Source organism: Cupriavidus sp. 01L43 (genome assembly GCF_056399925.1).
Genome location: NZ_JBFTSH010000009.1, coordinates 13,997 through 36,968 on the forward strand (window position 1 = coordinate 13,997; position 22,972 = coordinate 36,968).

The following is a 22,972-nucleotide window of genomic DNA, read 5'->3' on the forward strand; positions in this document are numbered from 1 at the left end:
GCGATGCAGATTCCGCCGGACACCGTGTCGCTGGGCGACTATGAGCGCCACTTCCACGCGCGGGTGGAGCCGTCGATCCGGGCCTACATCGCCGGGGCGGCGGCGGATGGCATCACGCAGCGCGAGAACGGCGCCGCATTCCAGCGCTTGCGGCTGATGCCACGGGCGCTTGTCGAACTGTCGGGAGCGTCCGCGCAGCAGACCCTGTTCGGTGAAGCCCTCGCCTATCCGATCCTGATAGCCCCCACCGCGTACCACAAGCTGGTGCACCCGGACGGCGAACTGGCCACGGTGCAGGCGGCTTCGCTGACGCGCACGTGGATGACGGTCAGCACGCAGGCCAGTGTGACGCTGGAGGAAGTCGCGCGTGCCGCGACGGTGCCGCTCTGGTTCCAGCTCTATTTCCAGACCCGGCCGCAGGACACGCAGGCGCTGGTGCGCCGGGCCGAACAGGCCGGCTACAAGGCGATCGTCCTGACCATCGACGCCGCTGTCAGCGGCATCCGCAATATCGAGCAGCGTGCAGGATTCCGCCTGCCGGACGATGTCCGGCCGGTGAACCTGGACGCCTTTCCGCCGAATCCGCCCGCCCGGGCCACGCACGGCAGCCCGGTCTTCCAGGGCATGCTGGACCACGCGCCCACCTGGGCCGATGTCGAGGCGCTGTGCCGGCAGACGGCGTTGCCGGTGCTGGTAAAAGGGCTGCTCAATCCGGCCGATGTGAGCCCGGCGTTGGACGCAGGCGTCTCGGGCATCATCGTCTCCAACCATGGGGGTCGAACGCTCGACACCGTTCCCGCGACCATCGACTGCCTGCCCGCCGTCGCCACGGCGGTGGCCGGCCGCGTGCCGGTGCTGCTCGACGGCGGCGTGCGGCGTGGGACGGATATCGTCAAGGCCATCGCACTCGGGGCTTCGGCCGTCCTGGTCGGACAGCCCGTACTGCATGCGCTGGCCGTGGGCGGCATGCCCGGCGTGGCCCATATGCTGACGTTGCTACAAGCCGAACTGGAAGTGGCCATGGCGCTGGCGGGTTGCCCCACGCTCGCGGCCATCGGCCCCTCCAGCGTGCTCTAACGGCCCTCTGCCAGCAGCCGCTCCAGCGCCGGTGGCAAGCCCGTGTTGGGCTTCTGCGGGGGCCGCGCGAAGCTGCCCTCCCGCGCGCTGCCGGCCTGCAGGGCCACCAGCGACTCGCAGTGCCGCACGGCGCTGCTCACGCCATCCACCACGGGCACCGGAATCTTCCCCTTGAGCGAGCGCGCCAGCCCGGCCAGCGGCGCACCGGCCACGATGATCACATCGGCGCCGTCCTCGCGCACCGCTTGCAGGCTCATCGCCTCCAGCCGTTCCGCGTGGTCCTCCTGCACGCTGCCGATATCGCGCAGCGGCGACTGCAAGGAGCGGATGCTGGCCAGGCGCGACGTCAGGCCATTGGCGGCCACGCACTCCCGATACCACGCTTCAATGCGATGCGAAATCGCGATGATCGAGAAGCGCTGTCCCAGCAGGCAGGCGCTGGCCAGCGCGGCTTCGGTCATGCCGACGACCGGCACATCGAACAGCTCCTTCAGGCCGGCCAGACCGGGATCGCCGAAGGCGGCGACCACCAGCCCGTCGAACTGGCCGGCATGCTCGGCCGCCGCGCACGCGGTGGCATAGCCGCCCACCAGCGCCTCGAAGCGGGTTTCGATATAGGCCACGCCGAACGCCGCCGTGGCCATCGTGATACGGGTGTCCGGCGCGGCGGTACGCTGCGCCTCCGCGTGGATCAGGTCGGTCACCGACGCGCTGATATTGGGATTGACGATCAACAGGTTCATGGTTTGCGCCATCAGATCTCGGGTTGGCCCGCTTCGAGGAACCGGCCGCGGCCGGCCGTCGGCTCCAGATATTCGCCATTGCGCACGATCATCTCGCCCCGCGAGAACGTGGTCATCGGCCAGCCGGTCACCTCGATGCCCTCGTACGGCGTGTAGTCCACGGCGTGGTGCAGGTTGCTGTTGGCAATGCGCACCTGGCGCGCCGGGTCCCACAGCACGATGTCGGCATCGGCGCCAATCGCGATGGTGCCCTTGCGCGGATAGAGCCCGTACAGCTTGGCTGGCCGGTACGCCGTCAGTTCGACGAACTGGTGCAGGGACAGCTTGCCGCGCGCCACGCCATCGAACAGCAGCGGCAGGCGGGTCTCGATGCCGGGCACGCCGTTGGGGATGTGGTCGAACGGTTGCGCCGTGCCGCCGAGCTTCTTGCCCTCGGGATCGTCGTAGTTGAACGGGGCGTGGTCGGACGAGAACACGCTGAACACGCCGTTGGCCAGCGCGCGCCACACGGCGGCCTGGTTCTCCGGGTCGCGCGGCGGCGGGCTGCACACGCACTTGGCGCCTTCGTAGCCGTCGTCGCCGGGCAGGCCCATGTCTTCGGCGGTCAGGTACAGGTATTGCGGGCAGGTCTCGGCGAGGATCTTCATGCCACGGCCCTGCGCCCAGCGGATCTGCTCGATGGCTTCCTTGCCGGACACGTGCACGATCAGGATCGGCACATCGACCAGTTCCGCGAACGAGATCGCGCGATGCGTGGCTTCCCGCTCCACCACGGCGGGGCGCGCCAGCCCGTGGAAGCGCGGCGCGATGCGGCCTTCTCCCACCAGCTTGTCGGTCAGCCACGAGATGCAATCGGCATTCTCGGCATGCACCATCACCAGCGCCTTGTTCTGGCGGGCCACGTCCAGCACTTCCAGCATTTCGCGGTCCGACAGCTTCAGGTCGTCGTAGGTCATGTAGACCTTGAACGAGCTGTAGCCCTGGCGGATCAGCGCCGGCAGTTCGTCCTGCAGCACGGCGGGCGTCGGGTCCGCCACGATCAGGTGGAAAGCGTAGTCGATCACCGCGCGGCCCTCGGCGCGGCGATGGTAGTCGGCCACCGCCGCATGCAGCGAATGGCCCTTCTCCTGCGCGGCGAACGGGATCACCGTGGTGGTGCCGCCGCACACCGCCGCGCGCGTGCCGGTGAAGAAATCGTCGGCCATGCGCATGCCTTCCGGCATGGGCTGGTCCAGGTGGCAATGGCCGTCGACGCCGCCGGGCAAGGCCAGCAGGCCCGTGGCGTCGACTTCCGTTGCGGCGGCGGGCAGGTCGTGCCCGAGCGCCACGATGCGGCCGTGGCGCACGCCGATGTCACAGCGGAAGCGGTCCGAAGCGGTGACCACGTCGGCATTGCGGATCACGAGGTCAAGAATGTTGTCTGCAGGCATGGTCATCCCTCCGTTACGCGTCCTTCATTACTCGACTTCGCGGAACAGCCGGCCCCAGCCCTTGAGGGCGCGGGTGTCCACGCCGGCCAGGCGCAGCGACTTCCACACGACCGTGGAGATCGTGTCGTAGAGCGGGATGCCCGTCTCGGCTTCCAGTTCCTCCGCCAGATGGGCGGCGTGCAGGTTGGTGCAGAACGTGGAGATGGCCTGCACGTTCTCCTTCGCCAGCGCGCGCACCATCGTGCGGATGGTGTCTTCCTCGACCTCGGCGAAGCTGTAGTTCACGTGGAGGTCCAGGTGGCGCTCCGCCGAGCAGTCGATGCCGCTGCGCTGGTAGTTGGCGATGATGCGCTGCTGCACGTCATCGAGATAGGGCGTGGCCAGGCCGAAGCGACGCGCGCCGGTCTTCTCGAGGATCTCGTTCAGGGCCAGGACCGAAGTGGTGGCGGGAATGCCGGTAGCTTCGGTGATCTGCTTGCACAGCGCCTGGTCACGGTCGAAGCCGAGCCAGCCGGACGACGTGCCGTTCCACGCAATCACGTCGACACGGGCATCGGCCAGCAGGCGGGCCGCCGCGAGGATCTTCTCCAGGTCGAACTGACCCAGCGCCTGGTCACGCAACGAAATCTCGGTGACCGTGAAGCGCGAGAAATGCGCGCTGACGTTGGGCAAGCCGCTGACCATCGCGCTGGTAATAGGCTCCAGCGCGGTGTTGGAAGACGGCGTCAGCATGCCAAGGCGAATCTGTTTGCTCATGGTTGGTTCTCAGGAGTTTGCGGGCACCGTCTGGGAGCGGCGCCTCTGCGGGTTGTATTGGTTTTATTGTTCGGGCTTGTCGTTGAAGGCGAGCTGCGTGCCGGGCACGCCCTGGCTGGTACGCGCCAGCTCCAGTTCCCGCTTCAACGCGGCTTGTCGCGCGGCGTCCGGCTTGACGGTGTTGCCGGCCTGCAGCGCGGGAAGCACGTAGTCGTTAATCATCTGGCGATAGAGGTCCAGGTACTTCGCATCGCGCAGGCCGCCCTGCGTCGACATGATGCTGTTCATGACGATCACCGCGTTCTGCTTGGGCAGCACCGTGATGAACTGGCCCTTGTAGCCCATCGCGCTGAACTCGCGCTCGCTCTTGACGATGTTGTTGACCCAGCAGTAGTAGCCATAGTCCCCGGCGGGGCCGGACGGCGTGGTCATCTGGGCCACCCACGATGCGGGCACGATCTGCTGGCCGTTCCAGCGGCCCTGGTTCAGCATCAGCATGCCGAGCCGTGCCATGTCGAGCGAGCGCAGGCGCAGCCCCCAGCCACCGGACACCGCGCCTTTGCCGTCGGCACCGTCCCAGCGGTAGTGCGACATCCCCAGCGGCTTGAACAGGCGCTGCGCGGCGTACTGCTGCTCCGGCATGCCCGTGACCTGGCTGATCGTGGCGCCGACCAGCACCGGGTTGACGTCGATGTAGTCGAACTCCGTGCCGGGCCTGGCGCGCACACTGGCCGAGGCGGCCACCTTGAGGCGGTCCGGCACGCCGTAGTACAGCGTGTCGGTGCCCTCCACCAGCTTGTACGACAGCCCGCTCGACATCGACATCAGGTGCCGGAGCTGGATCTGCTGCTTGTCCGCCAGTGACGGGGCCAGGTCGGGGCGCGCGGCGGCCAGCCTGGGGGCCGGCGCGTCGCTCGCGCTGAGCTTGCCGTCGCCGACCAGCGTGCCCACCAGCAGCGCGCTGATGAACTTGGTGACGGAGTAAAGCTCGTGGTTGTAGTCCCGCGAGAGGCCGTCGCCGTAGCGCTCGAACACAATCTTGCCGTCCTTGATGACGAGCAGGCTGCGCACGTCGAGCTTGTCGCGCCGGATCCATTCGGACAAGGCGACGAGCCGCGTGGAATCCACGCCGACCGACTCGGGCTGTGCCGTGGGAATGCCTTCGACGGTGGCAGTGGCGGTGCCGGCCATGGCCGGCTGGGCCAGCAAGGCGCCAGCGGCCAGCAGCGCCGCCACGACAGGGTGGAATCGTTGCATGATGGTCTCCTCCAGCCGATGCCCGTCAGACCGGGATCTTCTTTTCGTAGTCGATAGCCGTGGACGACAGCAGCAGGCCCACGCCGGCGGCGGCAAAGAACATCAGCGCCAGGAAGTACGAGCCGGTGAACTGCACGATCATGCCGACGATGATCGGCACGCAGATGCCGCCGATATTGCCACCGAGATTCATCACGCCGCCCAGGAAGCCGATCTTGTCACGGGTACCCAGGATCGACGGGATGCACCAGAACAGGCCGCACCAGCGCAGGAAGAACAGCGTGGAGGACAGCAACGCCACGACCACGGTGGCGTTGGTGACATAGGCCACGGAGAAAATCGACGCGGTGGCGACCACGGCGGCGATGCCGAACAGCGTACGCATCACCACGTTGGGGCGGCCGCCGGCCTCCTTCCACTTGTCCGCGATCCAGCCGCCGATCAGTTCGCCGACGAAGCCGCTGAAGAAAATGATGAAGCTGGCACCGCCCATCGCCTTGATGTCGAACCCGTGCACCTTGTTCAGGTAGTTGGGCATCCACGTCAGCAGACCGTAGAACACGGTGTTGAAGCACATCCAGCCGATGGCCATGCACCAGACCGAGCGGTACTTGAAGAAATCGAGCGAGCGGCCCGACAGGTTGGCCGGCTCGGCGCGGTGCTCGCTGGCCTGGGCTTCCTCGATATAGCGGGCCTCGAGTTCGTTGACGCCCGGGTGCTGGCGCGGGGAATTGCGGATGTACCACCAGGCCACGGCACCGGCGATGACGGTGCCCACGCCGGCGACGACGAAGGCCAGGCGCCAGGAGTCGAGCGCGGCAATCAGCCAGGTAATGATGATGGCGCCCAGTGCCGCGCCAAGCGGCGCGCCGCCGTCAAGCAGGGTGGCGCCACGGCCGCGTTCGTTCTGCGTCATCCAGATGGCGTTGAGCTTGCCGCCGGCCGGATAGATCGGCGCCTCGGCGGCACCGAGGCCCAGGCGGGTCAGCAGCAACGTCGTGGCGCTGGTGCACACGGCGGCCATGGCCTGGAACGCGCCCCAGAACACGGTGGCGCAGGCAATCACGATGCGCGGCTTGTACTTGTCCGCCAGCATGCCGCCCGGCACCTGCATCAGGGCGTAAGTCCAGAAGAACGAACTGAGGATCAGGCCCTGCATGGTGGGGCTGAGGTCAAACTCCTTCGCGATCAGCGGCATGGCCACGGACAACGACGCGCGGTCGATGTAGTTGATAGCGATCAGGAACAGCATCATCAGGAAGATCTTCCAGCGGACGGTGCTGCGCGGGGCCGGCATGGTGGCGGCGGCCTGGCTCGTGGATGGCATGACGGGGGTCTCCTTGCTCCTTGGTGCTGCGTTGTCGAGGCGTTTCTAATCCGGGTGTCGCGCAACTGTGACGGAGTATAGGATACGTAATCTGTAATTACAACGCGTGTAAGTCATTGATTTATATGCATAGGGTAAGCACCAATTCCGGGTGTGATACGCTTCGCTTCAGTGCAATTTCCCCATTCTGGTGATGTCCGTGACACAAGCGCTGCCCAAAACTGCCCGACTCCGCACACTTGGCATGTCCGCCGAAATCGCGGCGCGGCTGCGCACGATGATTCAGGAGGGCGAGCTGCCGCCCGGGGTCCGCATGGACGAGAAAGCGTTCTGCGAAGCGTTCGACGTGTCGAAGACGCCCCTGCGTGAGGCGCTGAAGGTGCTGGTGTCCGAAGGGCTGGTGCTGCATCGCCAATACATCGGCTATCGCGTGGCGCCGCTGGACCTCGAGGAACTGCGCGAAACCTTTGAAACCCTGCACGGGCTGGAAGCCCACGCCGGGGGACTGGTGGCGCGGCGCATGAGCGATGCGGCGCTGGCGAAGATCGAGCGCAAGCACCAGTCCATGATCGACGCGCATGCGGCCGGCCGGCGCACGGATTACTTCCGCATCAACCAGGAAATCCACCAGCTGATCGTCGATAGCGCGGACAACGCCGTGCTGTCCGGCATCTACGCCACGCTGATGAGCAAGGTGCATCGCGCCCGGGGCGCGGCCAACACCGAAATGCTGCGCTGGCAGGAATCGCACGAGGAACACGAGGCCATCATGGCCGCCCTGCGCGAAGCGGGCCGCCCACGACTGCCGCAGATCCTGCGCGAGCATTCCGAAAATACCGCGAAGGAAGTCCTGCGGGTACTCGAGCAGACCCTGGCCGAACCTGCCGCGCGGGTGGCCGGCGCCTCGCGCTAGCGCCTCGACGATCCAGTGCTACTACGGCAACGGCCGCACGGTGATTGCCACGGTGAGCACGCGCTGGTAAGCCGGCGCGGCAGGCTTCACCGCACCTGCAGGCGGTCCAGCCGCAGCCGGTGCCGGGGGTCGGTCAGCCGCCACGCGGCCAGCCAGGCGGCCAGCACCACCGCCAGCAGGCTGCCGCCGGCCAGCAGGAACATCAGCAGGATCTGGTAGCGTGCGGCGTCGATCGGGTCCATCCCCGCGAGGATCTGGCCGGTCATGATGCCGGGCAGCGTGATGATGCCGGCCGCCGCCATGGTGTTCACGGTCGGCAGCAACCCGCTGCGCACGGCCTGGCGAAGGATGGGACGCAGGGCCGTGTGGCGGTCGTCGCCCAGTGCCAGCCGCGCGTCGATGGCCTGGCGCTGGTGCCAGGCGGCCGTGAAGGTGGCCTGCAGCGTCAGGCTGGCGGCATTCATCGCATTCCCGAGGATGATGCCGGCCAGCGGGATGGCGTGGCGGGCGTCGTACCACGGTGAAGGCCGCAGCGCCGCGACCAGCGCCAGTACGGTGATGACCAGCGTGGGCACGCTCACCGTGGCCAGCCCGATGATGAACTGCCAGCGCGCATCGAAGCGGCGCTCCTGCCGGCTGCCGGCCTCGCGCGCGGCGGCCAGGATCATGGCCAGCACCACCAGCAGCGTCACCCACGGCGACGACAGCTCAAATACCGCCCGCAGGATCAACCCCACCAGCATCAGCTGCACCACCATGCGCACCGCCGCCCACAGCAGGGTGCGATGGATGTGCAGGGACATCGCCAGCGACAGCGCGGCGCCCGCCACGATCAGCAGGCTGGCGAGCACCAGATCGCCCGTGGTCAACAGGATCGGACTCATGGGGACACGGCCTCCAGCCCGTTCTGGCACAGCCGGAACTGCGCATTGCGCAGCCGGGCCGCCTGTTCCTCGTTATGGGAGACCACCAGCAGGCCGATGCCTTCGGTCATCACCCGCTTCAGCACCGCTTCCACGGCGAGCGTGGTATCGCGGTCCAGCGCGGACGTGGGCTCATCGAGCAGCAGGAAGCGCGGCCGGCGCATGACAGCCCGCAGCAACGCCAGGCGTTGCCGCTCGCCGGTGGAGAGATGGCTGACGGGGGCCGCGAGGATGTCCGCGCGCAGGCAAAGATGCCGGGCCAGTTGGTCGAGCCGGGGGTCGATCGCGTCGTCTTCGCCGAAATGGGCGCGCACATCGTCGGCCCACCAGCCCGACTCGGCGGCCACATAGATGACCTCGCGCCGCCAGGCCGGCCCGCTCAGGTCCTCGCGCGACAGGTTGCCGAGCCGCACGTCGCCGTCATTGGGGTCGAGGTCGGCAATCATGCGCAGCAAAAGGCTCTTGCCGCTGCCGGACGCGCCAGACAGCACCGTGCACTTGCCCGGCGGCACGTCGAAGGTATAGGGACCCCGGCCATGGCCGGTCAGGTTGTGGATATGAAGATGACCGTCCATCGGGCGCACGGGTGAGCGTCGGCACAGTTGTGGGGACCACAGCCTACCGCGATTTCCTTAAGCGCAGATTATCTGTCCGCGCGGTCTTGCTCTCATCGCCCACCCGCCCTTTTTGTTGGTCAGTCGACGGTGATGTGGTTGGTGCGGATCACGTTGCCCCAGACCGAGACATCGTCGCGCACGGTCTGCGCGAACTGCTCCGGCGTCTTGACCGGCGGCATCGCCATATTCAGCAGCAGGAAGCGCTCGCGCATGTCCGGGCTGGTCAGAATCCGGTTCACCTCCGCGTTCAGCCGCTGCACGATGGCGGCGCTGGTGCCCGCCGGCGCGAACATGCCGTACCAGCTATTCGTCTCGAATGGATAGCCCTGCTCGGTCATGGTCCGCACCTCGGGCGTGGCCGGCCCGCGCCGGGTGCCGCTGATGGCCAGCGCGCGCAGCTTGCCGGCACGGATCAGCGGCACCGACGAGGAGGTATCGACAAAGGCCACCCGCACGATGCCACCCTGCATGTCGTTCAGGATCTGCGGCACGGTCTTGTACGGCACATGCCGGATGCGGATGCCCGTCTGCATCTTCAGGGCCTCCATGGTCAGGTGGCCGCCGGAGCCGATGCCCCACGACGCGTAGTCGTAGGCGTCCGGCCGCGACCGCACATGCTCGACAAAGGACTTCAGGTCGCGCGCGGGGAAGTCCGGCGTTACCGCCAGGAAGTTGCCGCCGCCGCCGACCTGCACCACGGGGATCAGGTCGCGCAGCCCGTCATACGGCATCTTCGGCTGCAGGGTCTGGTTGATGACCACCGTCGCCGCGTAGGTGAACAGCAGCGTATGGCCGTCCGGCGCGGCCTTGGCCACGATGTCATTGCCGATGATGCCGGTGGCGCCGGGCTTGTTGTCGATCACGAAGGACTGGCCGAGGACCTTGCCAAGCTGGTCCGCGATAGGCCGGGCGAACAGGTCCGGACCGCTGCCGGCGGACCCCGGCACCACCAGCCGCACCGGGCGGGACGGCCACGGGCTGGCGGCGCGGGCCGGCGTGACAGCGGCGGCCAACCCCAGCATCGCTATCGACTTCAGCAGCGCGCGGCGTCGGGCATCTGCCTCGTCGTCATCGGGAAGGGAGAGGAGTCGTGTCATCGCCATCCCTCAATGCATGCCGAAGTTGTCATCGGCGCCCGCCTCCAGCACCGTGGCCGCAGCCACGTACAGGCTGCGCGACACATAGCTCTGCACCTGTTTGGCCCGTGCGCGCAGCCATTCCGCCTTGAGCTGGCGCGCCTCGACCACGTGCGGCGCATCGCCGGGCGCCTGCGCCAGCAGGTCGATCACATGCAGCGCCAGTTGCAGGTCGCCACGCGCGGCCAGGGCCTGGGCGTGGCGCACCACCGCGGCGTGGTTGTCGATAGCCGCCGCGATCTCGCTGGCCACCTGCTGCGGCGGGGCTGGATGCAGCGTAGTGGCGTTGCGGTCCCACCAGCCGTTTTCGGAGCGATAGATATCGCGGGCGATATAGCTCGGGTCGCCGTAGGTCGGCCGCATCCACGGCTGCTCGAACAGGTCCGGCGGCGGCCGCAGCGCGGCCAGCATCTCCCGCTCGTTGCAGCCAGCGTTCATCAGGCGGACCACTTCCTGGCGCATCCAGCGCAAGGCCCGCGCCGTGTGCAGCAGCACGTGCTGGCAGATGTCCTCCCCTTCCAGCGTGGCGCCGAACTCGCGCACCACGGTCTGCGGGCGCAGGCCGGCCAGCCGTTCCAGCGTCTCGGCCCAGCGCACGGTGTCGCGCATGGTGCGGAACGGGGTGCCGATATTGGGAATGGAATCGATGATGGCCGGGCCGCCATAGAGCAGCCGCCGGCCGGGCAGCCAGACCGCCACGGCGTCGTCGGTCTCGGAGGGTGCCCAGAGAATCTCTGCGCGCTGTTCGCCATGACCCACGGTCATGCCGTCCCGGAACGTCTCGGACGGCGTGGTATGCCGCAGCTTGCCGGCCAGCGCCCCGGCGCGATGCCGGAACTGGATCTCGGCCATGCGCTCCTGCAGCCGCTGCGTTTCGCGGTAGCGGCTCTGGCGCGCCAGCACGTTCACATGGGCCAGCACACGCGGGGCCGGTTCGCCGCGCTGCGTGGCATGGTCGATCCACTGCTGCACGCCGGCGTTGTAGCCGAGGTGGCCGTGGCTGTAGCAGAGCGCGATCACCGGCAGTTCGGTCTGCATGCGCAGCGCCTCGATCATGCCGGCCGTCACGGAGCCGCCGGGGCCGCTGTCCACCACCAGCAGGCCGTCGCCGACGTCAGCGACGAAGGTCTGGCCCTGTCCATGCAGCAGCCAGACACCCTCGGCAATGCGGTCGATCCCCTTGCCGGTGATCAGTGCGGCCGGACGATCCTCGATCTCGTTCATGGCATCCCTTCCAGTTTGGCGAAGGGATATTCACGCGCAGACGGCGCACTATCGTCAGTGGGGAAAGTCCCCGGCCGGCACGGCGCGCAGCCTGCGGCGCCAGCGCCGGGGCGCCCTGGCGATGGATCGGAAATTTTCGCTGTGAACCGCCGGTTATCACCTGCGTGGCGCAGGGAGTTCCCGGCGCGCGGTGGCTGCGCTAGCCAGCCGCCATCGGGGCGATCGGGGCGATCGGGGCCGGGGTGGCGCGGGCCGCAGGTGCCGGGTGCGGCACCTGTCGCCGCAGCGGGCTGTCCGGCATCTTGCTCATGTAATGCACCTCGCGGCGCAGCAGGGTGGCGAACTGCTCCGCCACCGGCGTCATCGGCGAATCGGCGCGGTAGATCAGGCTGACCGCATGGCTCGGCAGCGGGTCTTCGATCGGCAACGCCACCAGACCGGCCGTGGCCAGGCGCCCCGGCACCAGTTGGCGCGGCAGCAGGCACAGCAGCGAGCGGTCCTGCAGCAGCGTCTGGATCATGCCGATGGTGTCACAGCGCACCGCCACGCGGGGCAGCGGCAGGTCGAGCGCGCGGAAGGCGTCCAGGATCGCCGCGCCCGGGCCCTGCATGCGCCGACCGGTCAGCACCCAGTCGGAATTGACCAGCTCGCGCAACGTCCGCGCATGGCGCAGCGGATGCTCCTGATGCGCCACCACCACCGAATCGTTGTGGTACAGCGTCTCGCAGACAAATTCGCGTTCGATGCCTTCATCGGGAATCGGGCTCACCGCCATGTCCATCACGCCGGCGCGCAGGTCGGCCAGGTGCTCGGGATAAACGCCGCTGTCGATGCAGACCTGCACGTCCGGATGCTGGGTGCGGAAGCGCTTCAGCACCGCCGGCAGCAGCAGGTTGGCCGGCCCGCCCGTGGCGCCGATGCGCACCGTGCCGTTGCGCGTGCCCAGCATCTGGGTCATCTCGTCCGTGGCCTTGCGCGCCTCGGTGGCGATCAGGCGCGCCCGGCGCAGGAACGCATCGCCAAAGCGGGACAGCACCACGCCGCGCGTGGTGCGCGTCAGAAGTGGCACGTGCAGCTCTTCCTCGAGCTGCCGGATGCTCTTGGTGATGGCCGGCGCCGACACGTCGCGCACCTTGGCGCCGGCGCGAATGCTGCCGCTCTCCGCCACGGCAATGAAATCCTGCAACTGGCTCAGACGCATGACTCGCCTCCTCCCGAAAGACCGTGTGATAACGCCCTGCTCCGCGAGCATAGCGGGATTTGCGGGCATCAGTGATAACCCGAGGTGCTAACCGTGGGTTCACACACCGCGTGTTGCGGAGGCTATTGGCATTGCAATGCGTGGCCCATCATCCCCTTCCATCGATGCCCCGCATCGTCATGAAACGAGAGATCGATGGCAATTCCAGAAGACCTGCCCCTGGCAGGCATCCGCGTGGCCGAGTTCGGCCAGTTCATTGCCGCCCCCGGCGCCGCGATGATGCTGGCCGACCTGGGCGCCGATGTGATCAAGGTGGAACCGCTGCGCGGGGACAGCGCGCGGCGCTTCGACGGTACCAGCTCGCAAAGCCCGATGTTCCTGGCCTACAACCGTGGCAAGCGCGGCATGGCGCTGGACCTGCGCCAGCCGGCCGGCGCGGAAGCCGCCCGCCGGCTCGCCTTGTCTTGCGACGTGGTGCTTCACAACGCGCGGCCGGGGACGATGGAATCGATGGGCCTCGACGCCGCCACGCTGCGCACCGCGAAACCGGCGCTGATCCATGCCTCCGTCACCGGCTTTGGCACGCGCGGTCCGTCGCGCCTGCGGCCCGGGCTCGACATCGCGGCCCAAGCCGAAAGCGGCATGATGTCGGTGACAGGCGAAGCGGGCGGCCAGCCCCTGAAGGCCGGCTTCGCCCTGATCGACGCAGCCACGGCGCTCGCCACCTCGAACGCCATCCTCGCCGCGCTGTTCCGGCGCCTGCGCACCGGCCAGGGCGAAACCATCGAGACCTCGCTGCTGACCGTGGGCATCCAGCTCCAGGCGCAACTCTGGTCCGAATACCAGTGCTCGGGCGCCCTGCCGGTGCGCAGCGGCAACAGCCAGCCGAAGGCGGCGCCGGCGGCGGATGTTATCGCCGTGGCCGATGGCCATATCGTGCTGTCGGCCTATCTCGACGAACACTGGGCGCGGCTGTGCGATGCCATCGGACAACCCGCGCTGGCCCAGGATCCGCGTTTCGCGAGCAACCCGCTGCGGGTGAAAAACCGCCCTGCCCTGCTGGACGTGCTGCACGCCGCCCTGCGCGGCTACACCGGTGAACAAGCGCGCGCGCTGCTGGAACGCCATCAGGTGGTGGTGGGCGTGGTGCGCGACTACCAGCAGGTGGAACGCAGCGCCGATGTGCTGGCGAGCGGCCTGCTGATGCGCGTCGGCGACGGCCTCGGCGGCGAGATCGCCCTCCCGGGCCTGCCCTTCACGATGGCCAGCCTGCCTCCCGCCGCCACGCCCGCCGTGCCGCGGCTGGGCGAGCACACCGCAGCGGTGCTGCGCGAACTCGGCTATGACGACGTCGCGATCCGCACGATGGCGCAGGCACGCGCCATCGCCATTGAATCGCTCGACACCACGGAGGCCAGCGCATGACAGCCGACACCCCCATCCTGATCGACCGGCACGAGGGCTGGGCCAAGATCACGCTGAACCGGCCGGAAACCCGCAACGCCATCGACATGGCCACCGCCGAAGCGCTCGGCGAGGCCATCGAAACGCTCGAACGCGAGCCCGGCTTGCGGGCGGTGGTGCTGCGCGGCGCCAATGGCGCGTTCTGCTCCGGCCTCGACTTGAAAGCGTTGCAGGCCCATCCGGCCGGCATGAACGGCTTCGCAGCACGCTGGGATCGCGTGCATGGCGGCCTGATGCGCAGCCGCAAGGCGTGGATCGTGGCGCTCGAACGGCACGCGGTGAACGGCGGCGCCGCGCTGGCGCTGGCTGGCGATCTGCTCGTCTGCGGGGAGCGCGCATTCCTGCAAATCGCGGAGGTGCGCATCGGCATGAATGCGCCGCGCAATATCGCGTGGCTGGCCCTGCGGCACAGCGAGGCCGTGGCGGCCCGGCTGTGCCTGCTGGGCGAGCGCGTGCCGGCCAGCGACCTGCTGCGGCTGGGCATCGCGACGGAAGTCATTGCCGACGCGGACGTCGTCGCTCGCGCCCAGACCTTGGCCACCACGATTGCCGGCTTCCCCGCCGAAGCGGTGGCCGCCATCAAGGGCAGCCTGCGCGCCGCCAGCACGCGCCGACCGCCGGCCGAATGGTTCGATGCCTGCGCCGACAAGGAGATCCGTCATGGCTGAGTTCGATGCACTGCGTCACGAGGTCCGCGCCTTCGTGGCGGAAGCCCTGCCCCCGCCCGTGCGCGAGAAAGTGCGCCTCGGGCTGGAAGTCAGCAAGGACGAGATGATCGACTGGCAGCGCCGGCTGGCCGCGCGCGGCTGGCTCGCGCCCCACTGGCCCCAAGCCTGGCAAGGGGCCGACTGGAGCGCCGCGCAGCGCGCCGTGCTGCAGGAAGAGCTGGTGCTGGCCCACGCGCCGGAGACCGGTGGCATCTCGATCGAAATGATCGGCCCGATCCTGATCCGCTACGGCACGCCCGCGCAGCAGCAGCATTTCCTGCCGCGCATCCTCAATCTCGAACACTGGTGGTGCCAGGGCTACTCGGAGCCGAATGCCGGCTCGGATCTCGCGTCGCTGGGCACCCGCGCGGTGCGCCGCACCCGCCCGGACGGCACCGAGGTCTACGTGGTCAACGGCAGCAAGATCTGGACGTCCTACGCCCAGTACGCGGACTGGATGTTCTGCCTCGTGCGCACCGACACCGAGGCGCGCGCCCAGCAGGGCATCAGCTTCCTGCTGATCGACATGCGCAGCCCCGGCGTCAGCGTGCGACCGCTGATCGGCATTCACGGCTGGCACCTGTTCAATCAGGTGTTTCTCGATGACGTGGAAGTGCCGGTGGACATGCGCGTCGGCGAGGAGAACGCGGGCTGGTCGATCGCCAAGTCCCTGCTGGAACATGAGCGGCTGAACCTCGCCCGCGTGGCCGAGAATCGCCGGCGGCTGGCCAAGGTGCGGGCGATTGGCGCCGAGGTGGAGGAAGCCGGCGAACCGCTGCTGCGCCGCCCGTGGTTCGCGCGGCGGCTGCGGGAACTCGAAGTGCGGCTGGAAACGCTGGCCGCCACGGTGCTGCGCTTCCGGCGGCTCGAACGGGCCGGCGGCGCACTCGGCCCGGAGACCGGCATGCTCAAGCTGATCGGCAGCCGGCTGATCCAGGACATCGAGAACCTTGCCGTGGATGCGCTCGGCCCGGACACGCTGGCCTATGACCGCGCCGCGCACTTCGAGCCGCCCGCCACGCAGGCCGATCGCTCGCAGTACGCGCCCGCTGCCTCGGCGCGCCGCTTCGTGACGCGTGGCTACACCATCGCCGGCGGATCGAGCGAGATCCAGCACGAATTGCTCGCCAAGCAGGTACTCGGACTCTGAGGGACGGCACCTCCACACGACATGACAGGACACTCAAGCATGGAAGACCGCGACGACGCGCGCATCGAAGAGCGCCGCATGCTGCAGGAAAGCGTGGAGCGCTTTGTGGCGCGCGGCTATGACTTCGCCCAGCGCCGGGCCGCGCTGGCGGAGCCCGATGGCTTCTCGCGCAAGCATTGGCGCACCTTCGCCGAGATGGGCTGGCTGGCGCTCGGCCTGCCCGAAGCCTGCGGCGGACTCGGTGACGACATGGATCAGGCCCTGCTGGCCGAGGCGCTGGGGCAGGCCATGCCGGCCGAGCCGTGGCTGGCCAACGTCGCCCTGTGCGCGCCGCTGCTGGCAAACGCGGGCAGCGCGGCACATCTCGCCATGGCCGAGGCCATCGCCGCCGGGGAAAGCCTCGCCGCGCTGGCCGCCTTCGAGGTGCAGGGCCGCCACGACGCCTTCGACGTCACCACGCAGGCCGAACCGCGCGGCGCGGCCCAGTGGGTGCTCGACGGCAGCAAGACGCTCGTGCTCGGCGGCGGGTGCGCCGATGTGCTGCTGGTGCTGGCCCGTACCGAAGGCACGCGCCGCGACCGCCAGGGGCTGACCCTGTTCGCCGTGCCGGCCAGCGCGCGCGGCGTCAGCGTGCAGGGATTACCCACCTACGACGGCCGCCAGACCGCCACCGTGACGCTGCGACGCGTGCTGGTGGCGGACGACACGCGCATCGGCCCGGTCGGCGCGGCCTGGCCGATGGTGCAGGCCGCCATCGACCGCGCCACGGTCATGGCCTGCGCCGAAGCGGTGGGCGCGATGACGCGGGCCTTCGCCCTGACACGGGAGTACGTGATGACGCGCCAGCAGTTCGGCCGCCCGCTCAGCGCCAATCAGGTGATCCGGCACCGGCTGGTCGACCTGTTCGTCAGCATCGAGCAGGCCCGCGCCATCACGGAAGCCGCCGCCGCCACCTTGCAGGCCGATGACGCCACGCGCATGCGCGCGGTGTCTTGCGCGAAGGCGTTCGTTTCCACGGCCGGGCGCGCGCTCGGTGAAGACGCCGTGCAGCTCCATGGCGCTGTGGGCATGACCGACGAGATGGAGGTCGGCCACTGCTACAAGCGGCTGGCCGCGCAGGCGAACCTGTTCGGCGATGCCGACTGGCACCTCGCCCGGCTGGACGCACTCGAATCCGCCGCCCCGGCATCCGCCTGAGCGGCATTCACCCGGGCCCACTGCATGTGGGCCCAACCACGACATGCCGGCAACGTACCGGCTTGCGCGGCCAATGCGCCGCGACGGAGACAGCATGATGAAAAGCCAGCACACTGGCACGCGCGGGGTGTTACCGACCCTTGCCTCAACGTTCGCCACGCTGGCCACGTTGTCCGCCCTGGGCCCCGCGCTGGGCCATGCCGAAACGGCGCCCTACCCCAATCGGCCCATTCGCATGATCCTGCCGTCTGCGGCCGGCAGTGTGACGGACCAGACCGCACGCCTCGTGGCCGAGCGGCTGTCGATTGCGCTGAAGAAACCCGTGGTGGTGGACAATCGGCCGGGCGCCAACGGCATCATCGCCAGCGAGATGGTTTCCCGCGCCGAGCCCGACGGCTACACGCTGCTCTTCACCTACTCGGCCACGCTGACCGTGAACCCGTGGATCACGGCCAACCTGCCCTACGATCCGCTCAAGGACTTCACGCCGATCGCCCGGCCCAGCGCCCCCGGCGGCAACCTGCTCGTCGTCACGTCCACCCTGCCCGTGCACAACCTCAAGGAGCTGATCGCCTACGTCAAGGCCAGCCCCACGGAGCTGGCGTACTGCTCCTGGGGCGTGGGCTCGGGCGGCCACCTCACCATGGAGTACCTGAAAGCCAAGACCGGCATGCGCCTGCGGCACGTGCCCTACAAGAGCGCCGTCCAGTGCACCAACGACCTGGCGGCCGGGCACGTGACGATTGCCTTCACCGATTCGCTCTCTGCCGTGCCGCACCTGAAATCGGGCCGCATCCGGGCCGTGGCCGCCTCCGGCCCGGAGCGGGGGCTGACCACGCCGGACGTGCCCACCATGGGCGAACAGGGCACGCCCTTCAATCAGGCCAGCTGGCTCGCGCTGTTCGGCCCGAAGAACCTGCCGGCGCCGATCGTCAATCGGCTCAATGCCGAGGTGAACCGCATCCTCCAGTCCCCCGAGGAACAGCAGCGCTTTGCCGCGATGTACCTGAAGCCGGGCAAGCCCTCCACGCCCGGCGAACTCGGTGAGCTGGTGCGCGCCGACCTTGGCGCTTGGGGCGAGGTGGTGAAGGTGTCCGGCGTAACGCCTCAGTAACCGAACGTCAAAGCACAACATCCAAAACAAAGAACGGGAGACAGCAATGAGAGAGAAGTCGAGCCGCTGGCGAAGCGTGCAACGTGCCATCGGCATGGGGCTGGCCGTGGGATGCGGCAGCGCATCTGCGGTGACCGTGCAGTTGTTCGGTGTGGTCGATGCGTCGATCGAGTACGCCAAGGGGTCGGAGAGCGTGGTGCGCATGCGCGAGGGCCAGCAGGCCGCGTCGCGCTGGGGCCTGCGCGGCATCGAGGATCTGGGCGGCGGCACCAAGGCCAACTTCCTGGTCGAATCGGGCTTCAATATCGACACCGGCGTCGAGTTCTTCGGCAATGGCCGCCTGTTCGGCCGCCAGTCGTGGATGGGCCTGTCCAACGAGACATGGGGCGAGTTCCGCCTCGGCCGCCAGTACACGCCATCGTTCTACGCGCTGCTGCGGCTGGACCCGTTCCTGCTCAACGGCATGGTGTCGCCGTTCAACCTGCTCAGCGCCACGGCGTCGCAGGGCACGGGCCAGGTGGCCTACGGCGCGCGCTTCGACAATGCCGTGCAGTACTTCTCGCCCACCTGGGGCGGGTTCTCGTTCGGCGCCGCGGTGGCGCCGGGGGAAGTGCCCGGGGCGCCGCGCTCCGGGACGAACTTCGGCATGAACGTGGCCTATGAAGCCGGCAACGCCTACGCGTTCTACAGCTATCAGGGGATGTACACCGGCGCGGCCACGCCGCAGGTGGAGACGGCGCTGACGTCCAACCACTTCGTCGGCGGCTCCTACCGCTTCAAGCCGGTGGAAGTGGGCCTGCTGTTCAGCACCGCCAACAGCCGCCTGCCCAATACACGCGTGGCACGCCACTATGGCGTCACGTTCAACTGGAACGTCACCGCGAGCGACACCTTCAAGGCCGCCGCGCTCAAGCGGCAGGTGCTCGGCGGCGGCGAGCGGCCATGGTCGATGACCATCGGCTGGGACCACGACCTGAGCAAGCGCACCACCGCCTACCTGCGCGCGGTCTACGTCCACAACAGCCCGGGCGGCAGCGTCTCCAACAACAGCATCGCGATCGATCCGGGCAGCGGCGATGACGCGCGCTCGATCAGCGTGGGCCTGCGGCACCGCTTCTGACGCCAGCGGCAGGCACGTCGGCGGGCCGGTATCGGAACGCCGGCGATCGGTCTATATTTCTGCAAAAGCGGTGCCCCACGCCGCGCCATACGGAGACAACATGCTGGATCTGGAACCCTTGCTGCGTCCACGCTCGATTGCGGTCATCGGCGCCTCCACACAACCCGAGAAGGTGGGCGGCATGCCCATCCGCCTGCTCGGCGAACTCGGCTATGCCGGCCGCGTCTATCCGGTGAATCCCGGCGCGGACACGGTGCAGGGGCTGCGCGCCTATCCCACCATCGACGCCATCGGCGAGCCGGTGGACCTCGCCATCGTGGCCGTGCCCGCCGCCAGCGCGGCGGACGTGATGACGCAGCTTGGCCGCGCCGGCACCCGCGCTGCCGTGGTGTTCACCTCCGGCTTCGCGGAAGTCGCCGGCGGCGCGGCGCTGCAAGAAACGCTGGCGGCGAACGCCCGGGCGCACGGCGTGCAACTGCTCGGCCCCAACTGCCTCGGGGCGATGAACCTGCGCGCGCGCATGTTCGCCACGTTCTCGCCCATCCCGCTGACCGGCGTGCCGCCCGTGGGCGAAGTCGGTCTGGTCAGCCAGAGCGGCGCGTTCGGCGCGTATGCGTTTGCGCTGGCGCGCGAGGCGGGGCTCGGCCTGAGCCACTGGGTCACCACCGGCAACGAAGCCGGCGTGCAGGTAGCCGATGTGATCGAATGGCTGACGCACGACCCCGACACCCGGGTGATCCTGACCTATATGGAAGGCGCCCGCGACGGCGCACGGCTGCGCCGCGCGCTGGCAGCCGCGCGTGACGCCGGCAAGCCGGTGGTGATGACCAAGGTCGGCACCACAGCTGCCGGCGCCAGCGCCGCGCAATCTCACACCGCCAGTCTGGCGGGAGAGGATGCGGTCTATCAGGCCGTGTTCGACGAATACGGCGTGCACCGCGCGCCAACGCTGGAAGCGTTCTTCCGCCTCGGCTACACGCTGGCGCGTGGGCGCCGGCCTGCGCGCTGGCACGCGCGCGGCGGCTTGCCGGCCGATGCCGTGGCGCCGGTGGCCATCGTCACGGTCTCCGGTGGCGTCGGCATCATGATGGCGGACAGCGCCGAGTCGCTGGGGCTACCGCTGCCGCCCATGCCCGACGCAGCCGCCCATGCGTTGCGCACCGCGATTCCGTTCGCCAGTACCGCCAATCCGATCGACGTGACCGGACAGGTCGTGTCGCAACCGAAGATCTTTCTCGATGCGCTGGCCGGCGTGGCGCGCTGCGGCGAGTACGGCAGCGTGGCGGCGTTCCTGGCCGGCGGCGCCAACGCGCCCCGCCTGTGGACCGAATTGCAGCAGACCGTGGCCACGCTGGCCACGGAACCGGAGTCCGCCCCGCTGCTGGTATCGGGCGTGATGGACGACGAGAAGCGCGCCTGGCTCGAATCCCGTGGATGTTTGGTGTTCCGCGAACCGGCTCACACGATGGAAGCGGTGGCTGCGCTCGCAAAGGCGGCGGCAATGGAAGCGTTGGCTGGCGTCCCGGCTGAGGACAGCTCGAAGCCCGCCGCCATCGCCCCGCCCGATTTCCCCGATGACGCTACCGCGCTGTCAGAAGCCGAAGCGATGGCGTGGCTGGCCGAAGCCGGCGTACCGGTGGCCGCGCACGGCGTGGCGCAGGACGCCGACGAAGCCGTGCGCATCGCGGAATCGCTCGGCTATCCGGTGGCGGTGAAGCTGTGCTCGCGCACCATCCTGCACAAGAGCGACATTGGCGGCGTGGTGCTCAACCTCAAGGACGCAGCCGCCGTGCGCGACGCCTTCGCGCGCGTGCAAGCCGCCGTGCTGCAGTCGCGCGATCCCGATGGCCAGCCCGCGCACTTCGAAGGCGCCATCATCGCCTGCATGGTGCGCGGCTGGGGCGAGATCATGGTCGGCGTGCGGCGCGATCCCGTGTTCGGCCTCGTCGCACTGGCCGGCATCGGCGGCACGGCCGTCGAGATTTTCCGGCAGATGGCGTTCGGACTCGCCCCGCTGAGCCGCGCCCGCGCGCGCGCCATGCTCGCACAGAGCCGGGCGGAGGCGCTCTGCACCGGGCATCGGGGCCACCCGCCCCTCGATCTCGACGTGGTGGCGGAGGTGCTCGTCAAGGTCTCCCGCGCCGCTGCCGCCCTCGGGGACCGGCTCGATACGCTGGAGATCAACCCATTCATCGTCGGCGCCGATGGCCTCTGCGCCGCCGACGCCGTCATCACGCTCCGCCAACCCGGCTGACTCCATTCCCCCTTGCCCAACGACATGAACCATCCCGCACCGCCCGTCTTCGCCGCGCCCGTCCATGCCAGCCCGCAGGAGGCCCTGGTCGCCGCCGCCGCGCTGCCGCTCGTGATCTACGGCTATCCGCTGATCGAAACGCTGCGCACCTGCCGCCTGCAAACTTCTGTCGATGCGCCCACGCGCTATGGCCGCGCGCCGATGAACACGCTCTCCGCCAGCGCGCGGCAGTGGACGCACGAAGACCGCGACATCGTGACGCCCGCCAATGACCTGCTCTACTTCTGCGGCTGGCTGAATCTGGCCGATGGTCCCGTCACGCTGCGCGTGCCGCCGCTCCCTGATGCCGACCGCTACTACGTCATCGAACTGCTCGACGCCCACACCAACAACTTCACGAACCTCGGGCCGCGCAACGTGCCGCTCACCGGTGCGGACGTGGAACTGCTCGGGCCCGGACAGCAGCCTTCGGGCGCGCACGCGCAGGTCGTACACGCGCCGACCTCGCTGGTCTGGCTGATCGGCCGCGTGCTGGTGCAGGGCCCCGACGACCTCCCGCGCGCCTATGCGTTCGAACAGGGCTTCGAGATCCTGCGCAGCGCGGGGCCGGCGCGCCCCGCAAGCGTTCAGCAATGGCAGGACAGCGGCGACGCGGCCATCGACTTCTTCCAGAACCTGTACCGCGCGATGGGCGATTTCCCGCCCGCGCCGGCCGAACAGGGACTGTTCACGCTGCTGCGCAAGGCGGGGCTGCGGCTCGGGGAGGATGTCGACTTCGCCTCGCTGCGGGCGTCGGTCGTCGCCGGCCTGCGCAGCGCCTACCAGCAGGGCCTGGCCATGATCGAGGCACACACGCGCAGCCAGGGCCACAAGGCCTGGGGCTACAGCATGCGGCTCGGCACCTATGGCGACGACTGGCTGTTGCGCGCCTGCACGGCCATGAAGGGGCTGGGCGCGCTGCGCGCGGACGAAGCGGTCTATGCCATGGCAGACTTCGACGCCGATGGCGAGCGGCTCGATGGCCGCAACGCCTACGAGCTGCGCTTTGCGCCGGGCATGCTGCCGCCGGCCGATGCGTTCTGGTCGGTGTCCCTCTATGGCGAGGACCGTTTCTTCACCGCCAACGCCATCGGCCGCTATGCCGTGGGCGACCGCACGCCGGGCCTGCGCATGGAGGCCGATGGCACGCTGGTGATACCGGTGGGCCACGCGCGGCCCACGCAGGATGACAACTGGCTGCCGGCGCCGGCAGGCCCGTTCTACCTGATCCTGCGGCTCTATCATCCGGCTCAGGCATTCATGGAAGGCCAGTACACGATTCCCGCCGTGCGCCGCGCCGGCTGAGCAGTCCATCAGAACAAG

20 protein-coding genes are annotated in these 22,972 nt (G+C 68.8%); 10 read left to right on the plus strand and 10 right to left on the minus strand.

Annotated elements, in window-relative coordinates:
• The first annotated feature begins 3 nt into the window (after positions 1 to 3).
• Entirely contained in the window at positions 4 to 1,077 is a 1,074-nt protein-coding gene (locus tag AC1DP9_RS16225) for an alpha-hydroxy acid oxidase (RefSeq protein WP_477107900.1), read from the plus strand.
• Here AC1DP9_RS16225 and AC1DP9_RS16230 read toward each other — a convergent pair.
• From AC1DP9_RS16230 to AC1DP9_RS16250, 5 genes are all read right to left on the minus strand, one after another.
• Positions 1,074 to 1,820 carry an aspartate/glutamate racemase family protein gene (locus AC1DP9_RS16230; RefSeq protein ID WP_477108004.1) on the minus strand — a complete coding sequence of 249 codons (747 nt, stop codon included), beginning with the start codon at positions 1,818 to 1,820 and terminating at the stop codon, positions 1,074 to 1,076. The two genes, AC1DP9_RS16225 and AC1DP9_RS16230, sit on opposite strands and share 4 nt — an antisense overlap.
• 11 nt (positions 1,821 to 1,831) lie before the next feature.
• On the minus strand, positions 1,832 to 3,250 hold the full coding sequence (hydA, locus tag AC1DP9_RS16235) for a dihydropyrimidinase (RefSeq protein ID WP_477107901.1): 1,419 nt from the start codon (positions 3,248 to 3,250) through the stop codon (positions 1,832 to 1,834).
• 27 nt (positions 3,251 to 3,277) lie between these two features.
• Complete coding sequence (locus tag AC1DP9_RS16240) at positions 3,278 to 4,006, minus strand: maleate cis-trans isomerase family protein (protein ID WP_092297385.1); 729 nt, start codon at positions 4,004 to 4,006, stop codon at positions 3,278 to 3,280.
• 63 nt (positions 4,007 to 4,069) lie between these two features.
• Positions 4,070 to 5,263, minus strand: a complete 1,194-nt coding sequence (locus AC1DP9_RS16245; RefSeq protein WP_477107902.1) for a serine hydrolase domain-containing protein — start codon at positions 5,261 to 5,263, stop codon at positions 4,070 to 4,072.
• A 25-nt stretch (positions 5,264 to 5,288) separates the two neighbouring features.
• Complete coding sequence (locus AC1DP9_RS16250; RefSeq protein WP_477107903.1) at positions 5,289 to 6,590, minus strand: MFS transporter; 1,302 nt, start codon at positions 6,588 to 6,590, stop codon at positions 5,289 to 5,291.
• A 193-nt stretch (positions 6,591 to 6,783) separates the two neighbouring features.
• On the opposite strand from AC1DP9_RS16250, the gene AC1DP9_RS16255 reads away from it, so the two are divergent.
• Positions 6,784 to 7,503: a GntR family transcriptional regulator gene (locus AC1DP9_RS16255; protein ID WP_092297376.1), complete on the plus strand. Its 720-nt coding sequence runs from the start codon at positions 6,784 to 6,786 to the stop codon at positions 7,501 to 7,503.
• An 86-nt stretch (positions 7,504 to 7,589) separates the two neighbouring features.
• Here the strand turns inward: AC1DP9_RS16255 and AC1DP9_RS16260 are convergent, their stop codons facing one another.
• From AC1DP9_RS16260 to AC1DP9_RS16280, 5 genes are all read right to left on the minus strand, one after another.
• Positions 7,590 to 8,387, minus strand: a complete 798-nt coding sequence (locus AC1DP9_RS16260; protein WP_477107904.1) for an ABC transporter permease — start codon at positions 8,385 to 8,387, stop codon at positions 7,590 to 7,592.
• Positions 8,384 to 9,001: an ABC transporter ATP-binding protein gene (locus AC1DP9_RS16265; RefSeq protein ID WP_477107905.1), complete on the minus strand. Its 618-nt coding sequence runs from the start codon at positions 8,999 to 9,001 to the stop codon at positions 8,384 to 8,386. Before AC1DP9_RS16265 ends, AC1DP9_RS16260 begins: the two co-directional genes overlap by 4 nt.
• Before the next feature lie 119 nt (positions 9,002 to 9,120).
• Positions 9,121 to 10,140 (minus strand): Bug family tripartite tricarboxylate transporter substrate binding protein, encoded by a 1,020-nt coding sequence (locus AC1DP9_RS16270; RefSeq protein ID WP_477107906.1) that lies wholly within the window; start codon positions 10,138 to 10,140, stop codon positions 9,121 to 9,123.
• Positions 10,141 to 10,149: 9 nt separating this feature from the next.
• The gene (locus AC1DP9_RS16275; RefSeq protein ID WP_477107907.1) at positions 10,150 to 11,403 is read right to left on the minus strand and encodes an alkyl sulfatase dimerization domain-containing protein; all 1,254 of its coding nucleotides are present in this window, start codon (positions 11,401 to 11,403) and stop codon (positions 10,150 to 10,152) included.
• 199 nt (positions 11,404 to 11,602) lie between these two features.
• Complete coding sequence (locus tag AC1DP9_RS16280; protein WP_255370897.1) at positions 11,603 to 12,604, minus strand: LysR family transcriptional regulator; 1,002 nt, start codon at positions 12,602 to 12,604, stop codon at positions 11,603 to 11,605.
• 195 nt (positions 12,605 to 12,799) lie between these two features.
• Here AC1DP9_RS16280 and AC1DP9_RS16285 point away from each other — a divergent pair, with 195 nt between their 5' ends.
• The 8 genes from AC1DP9_RS16285 to AC1DP9_RS16320 all read left to right on the plus strand — a co-directional run bounded on the left by AC1DP9_RS16285 (position 12,800) and on the right by AC1DP9_RS16320 (position 22,954).
• Positions 12,800 to 14,029, plus strand: coding sequence for a CaiB/BaiF CoA transferase family protein (locus AC1DP9_RS16285; RefSeq protein WP_477107908.1), 1,230 nt, complete (start codon positions 12,800 to 12,802; stop codon positions 14,027 to 14,029).
• Positions 14,026 to 14,736, plus strand: a complete 711-nt coding sequence (locus AC1DP9_RS16290) for an enoyl-CoA hydratase/isomerase family protein (RefSeq protein WP_477107909.1) — start codon at positions 14,026 to 14,028, stop codon at positions 14,734 to 14,736. The genes AC1DP9_RS16285 and AC1DP9_RS16290 overlap by 4 nt, the downstream gene beginning before the upstream one ends.
• A complete protein-coding gene (locus AC1DP9_RS16295; RefSeq protein ID WP_477107910.1) occupies positions 14,729 to 15,925 on the plus strand; it encodes an acyl-CoA dehydrogenase family protein in 1,197 nt (398 codons plus the stop codon). The genes AC1DP9_RS16290 and AC1DP9_RS16295 overlap by 8 nt, the downstream gene beginning before the upstream one ends.
• A 39-nt stretch (positions 15,926 to 15,964) precedes the next feature.
• Positions 15,965 to 17,122, plus strand: coding sequence for an acyl-CoA dehydrogenase family protein (locus AC1DP9_RS16300; RefSeq protein WP_477107911.1), 1,158 nt, complete (start codon positions 15,965 to 15,967; stop codon positions 17,120 to 17,122).
• Positions 17,123 to 17,219: 97 nt separating this feature from the next.
• Positions 17,220 to 18,236 (plus strand): Bug family tripartite tricarboxylate transporter substrate binding protein, encoded by a 1,017-nt coding sequence (locus AC1DP9_RS16305; RefSeq protein WP_477108005.1) that lies wholly within the window; start codon positions 17,220 to 17,222, stop codon positions 18,234 to 18,236.
• Between the two features lie 46 nt (positions 18,237 to 18,282).
• Positions 18,283 to 19,356, plus strand: a complete 1,074-nt coding sequence (locus AC1DP9_RS16310; protein WP_369823491.1) for a porin — start codon at positions 18,283 to 18,285, stop codon at positions 19,354 to 19,356.
• A gap of 100 nt (positions 19,357 to 19,456) precedes the next feature.
• A complete protein-coding gene (locus AC1DP9_RS16315) occupies positions 19,457 to 21,610 on the plus strand; it encodes an acetate--CoA ligase family protein (protein ID WP_477107912.1) in 2,154 nt (717 codons plus the stop codon).
• A gap of 24 nt (positions 21,611 to 21,634) precedes the next feature.
• Positions 21,635 to 22,954, plus strand: a complete 1,320-nt coding sequence (locus AC1DP9_RS16320; protein ID WP_477107913.1) for a DUF1254 domain-containing protein — start codon at positions 21,635 to 21,637, stop codon at positions 22,952 to 22,954.
• Positions 22,955 to 22,972 lie beyond the last annotated feature (18 nt).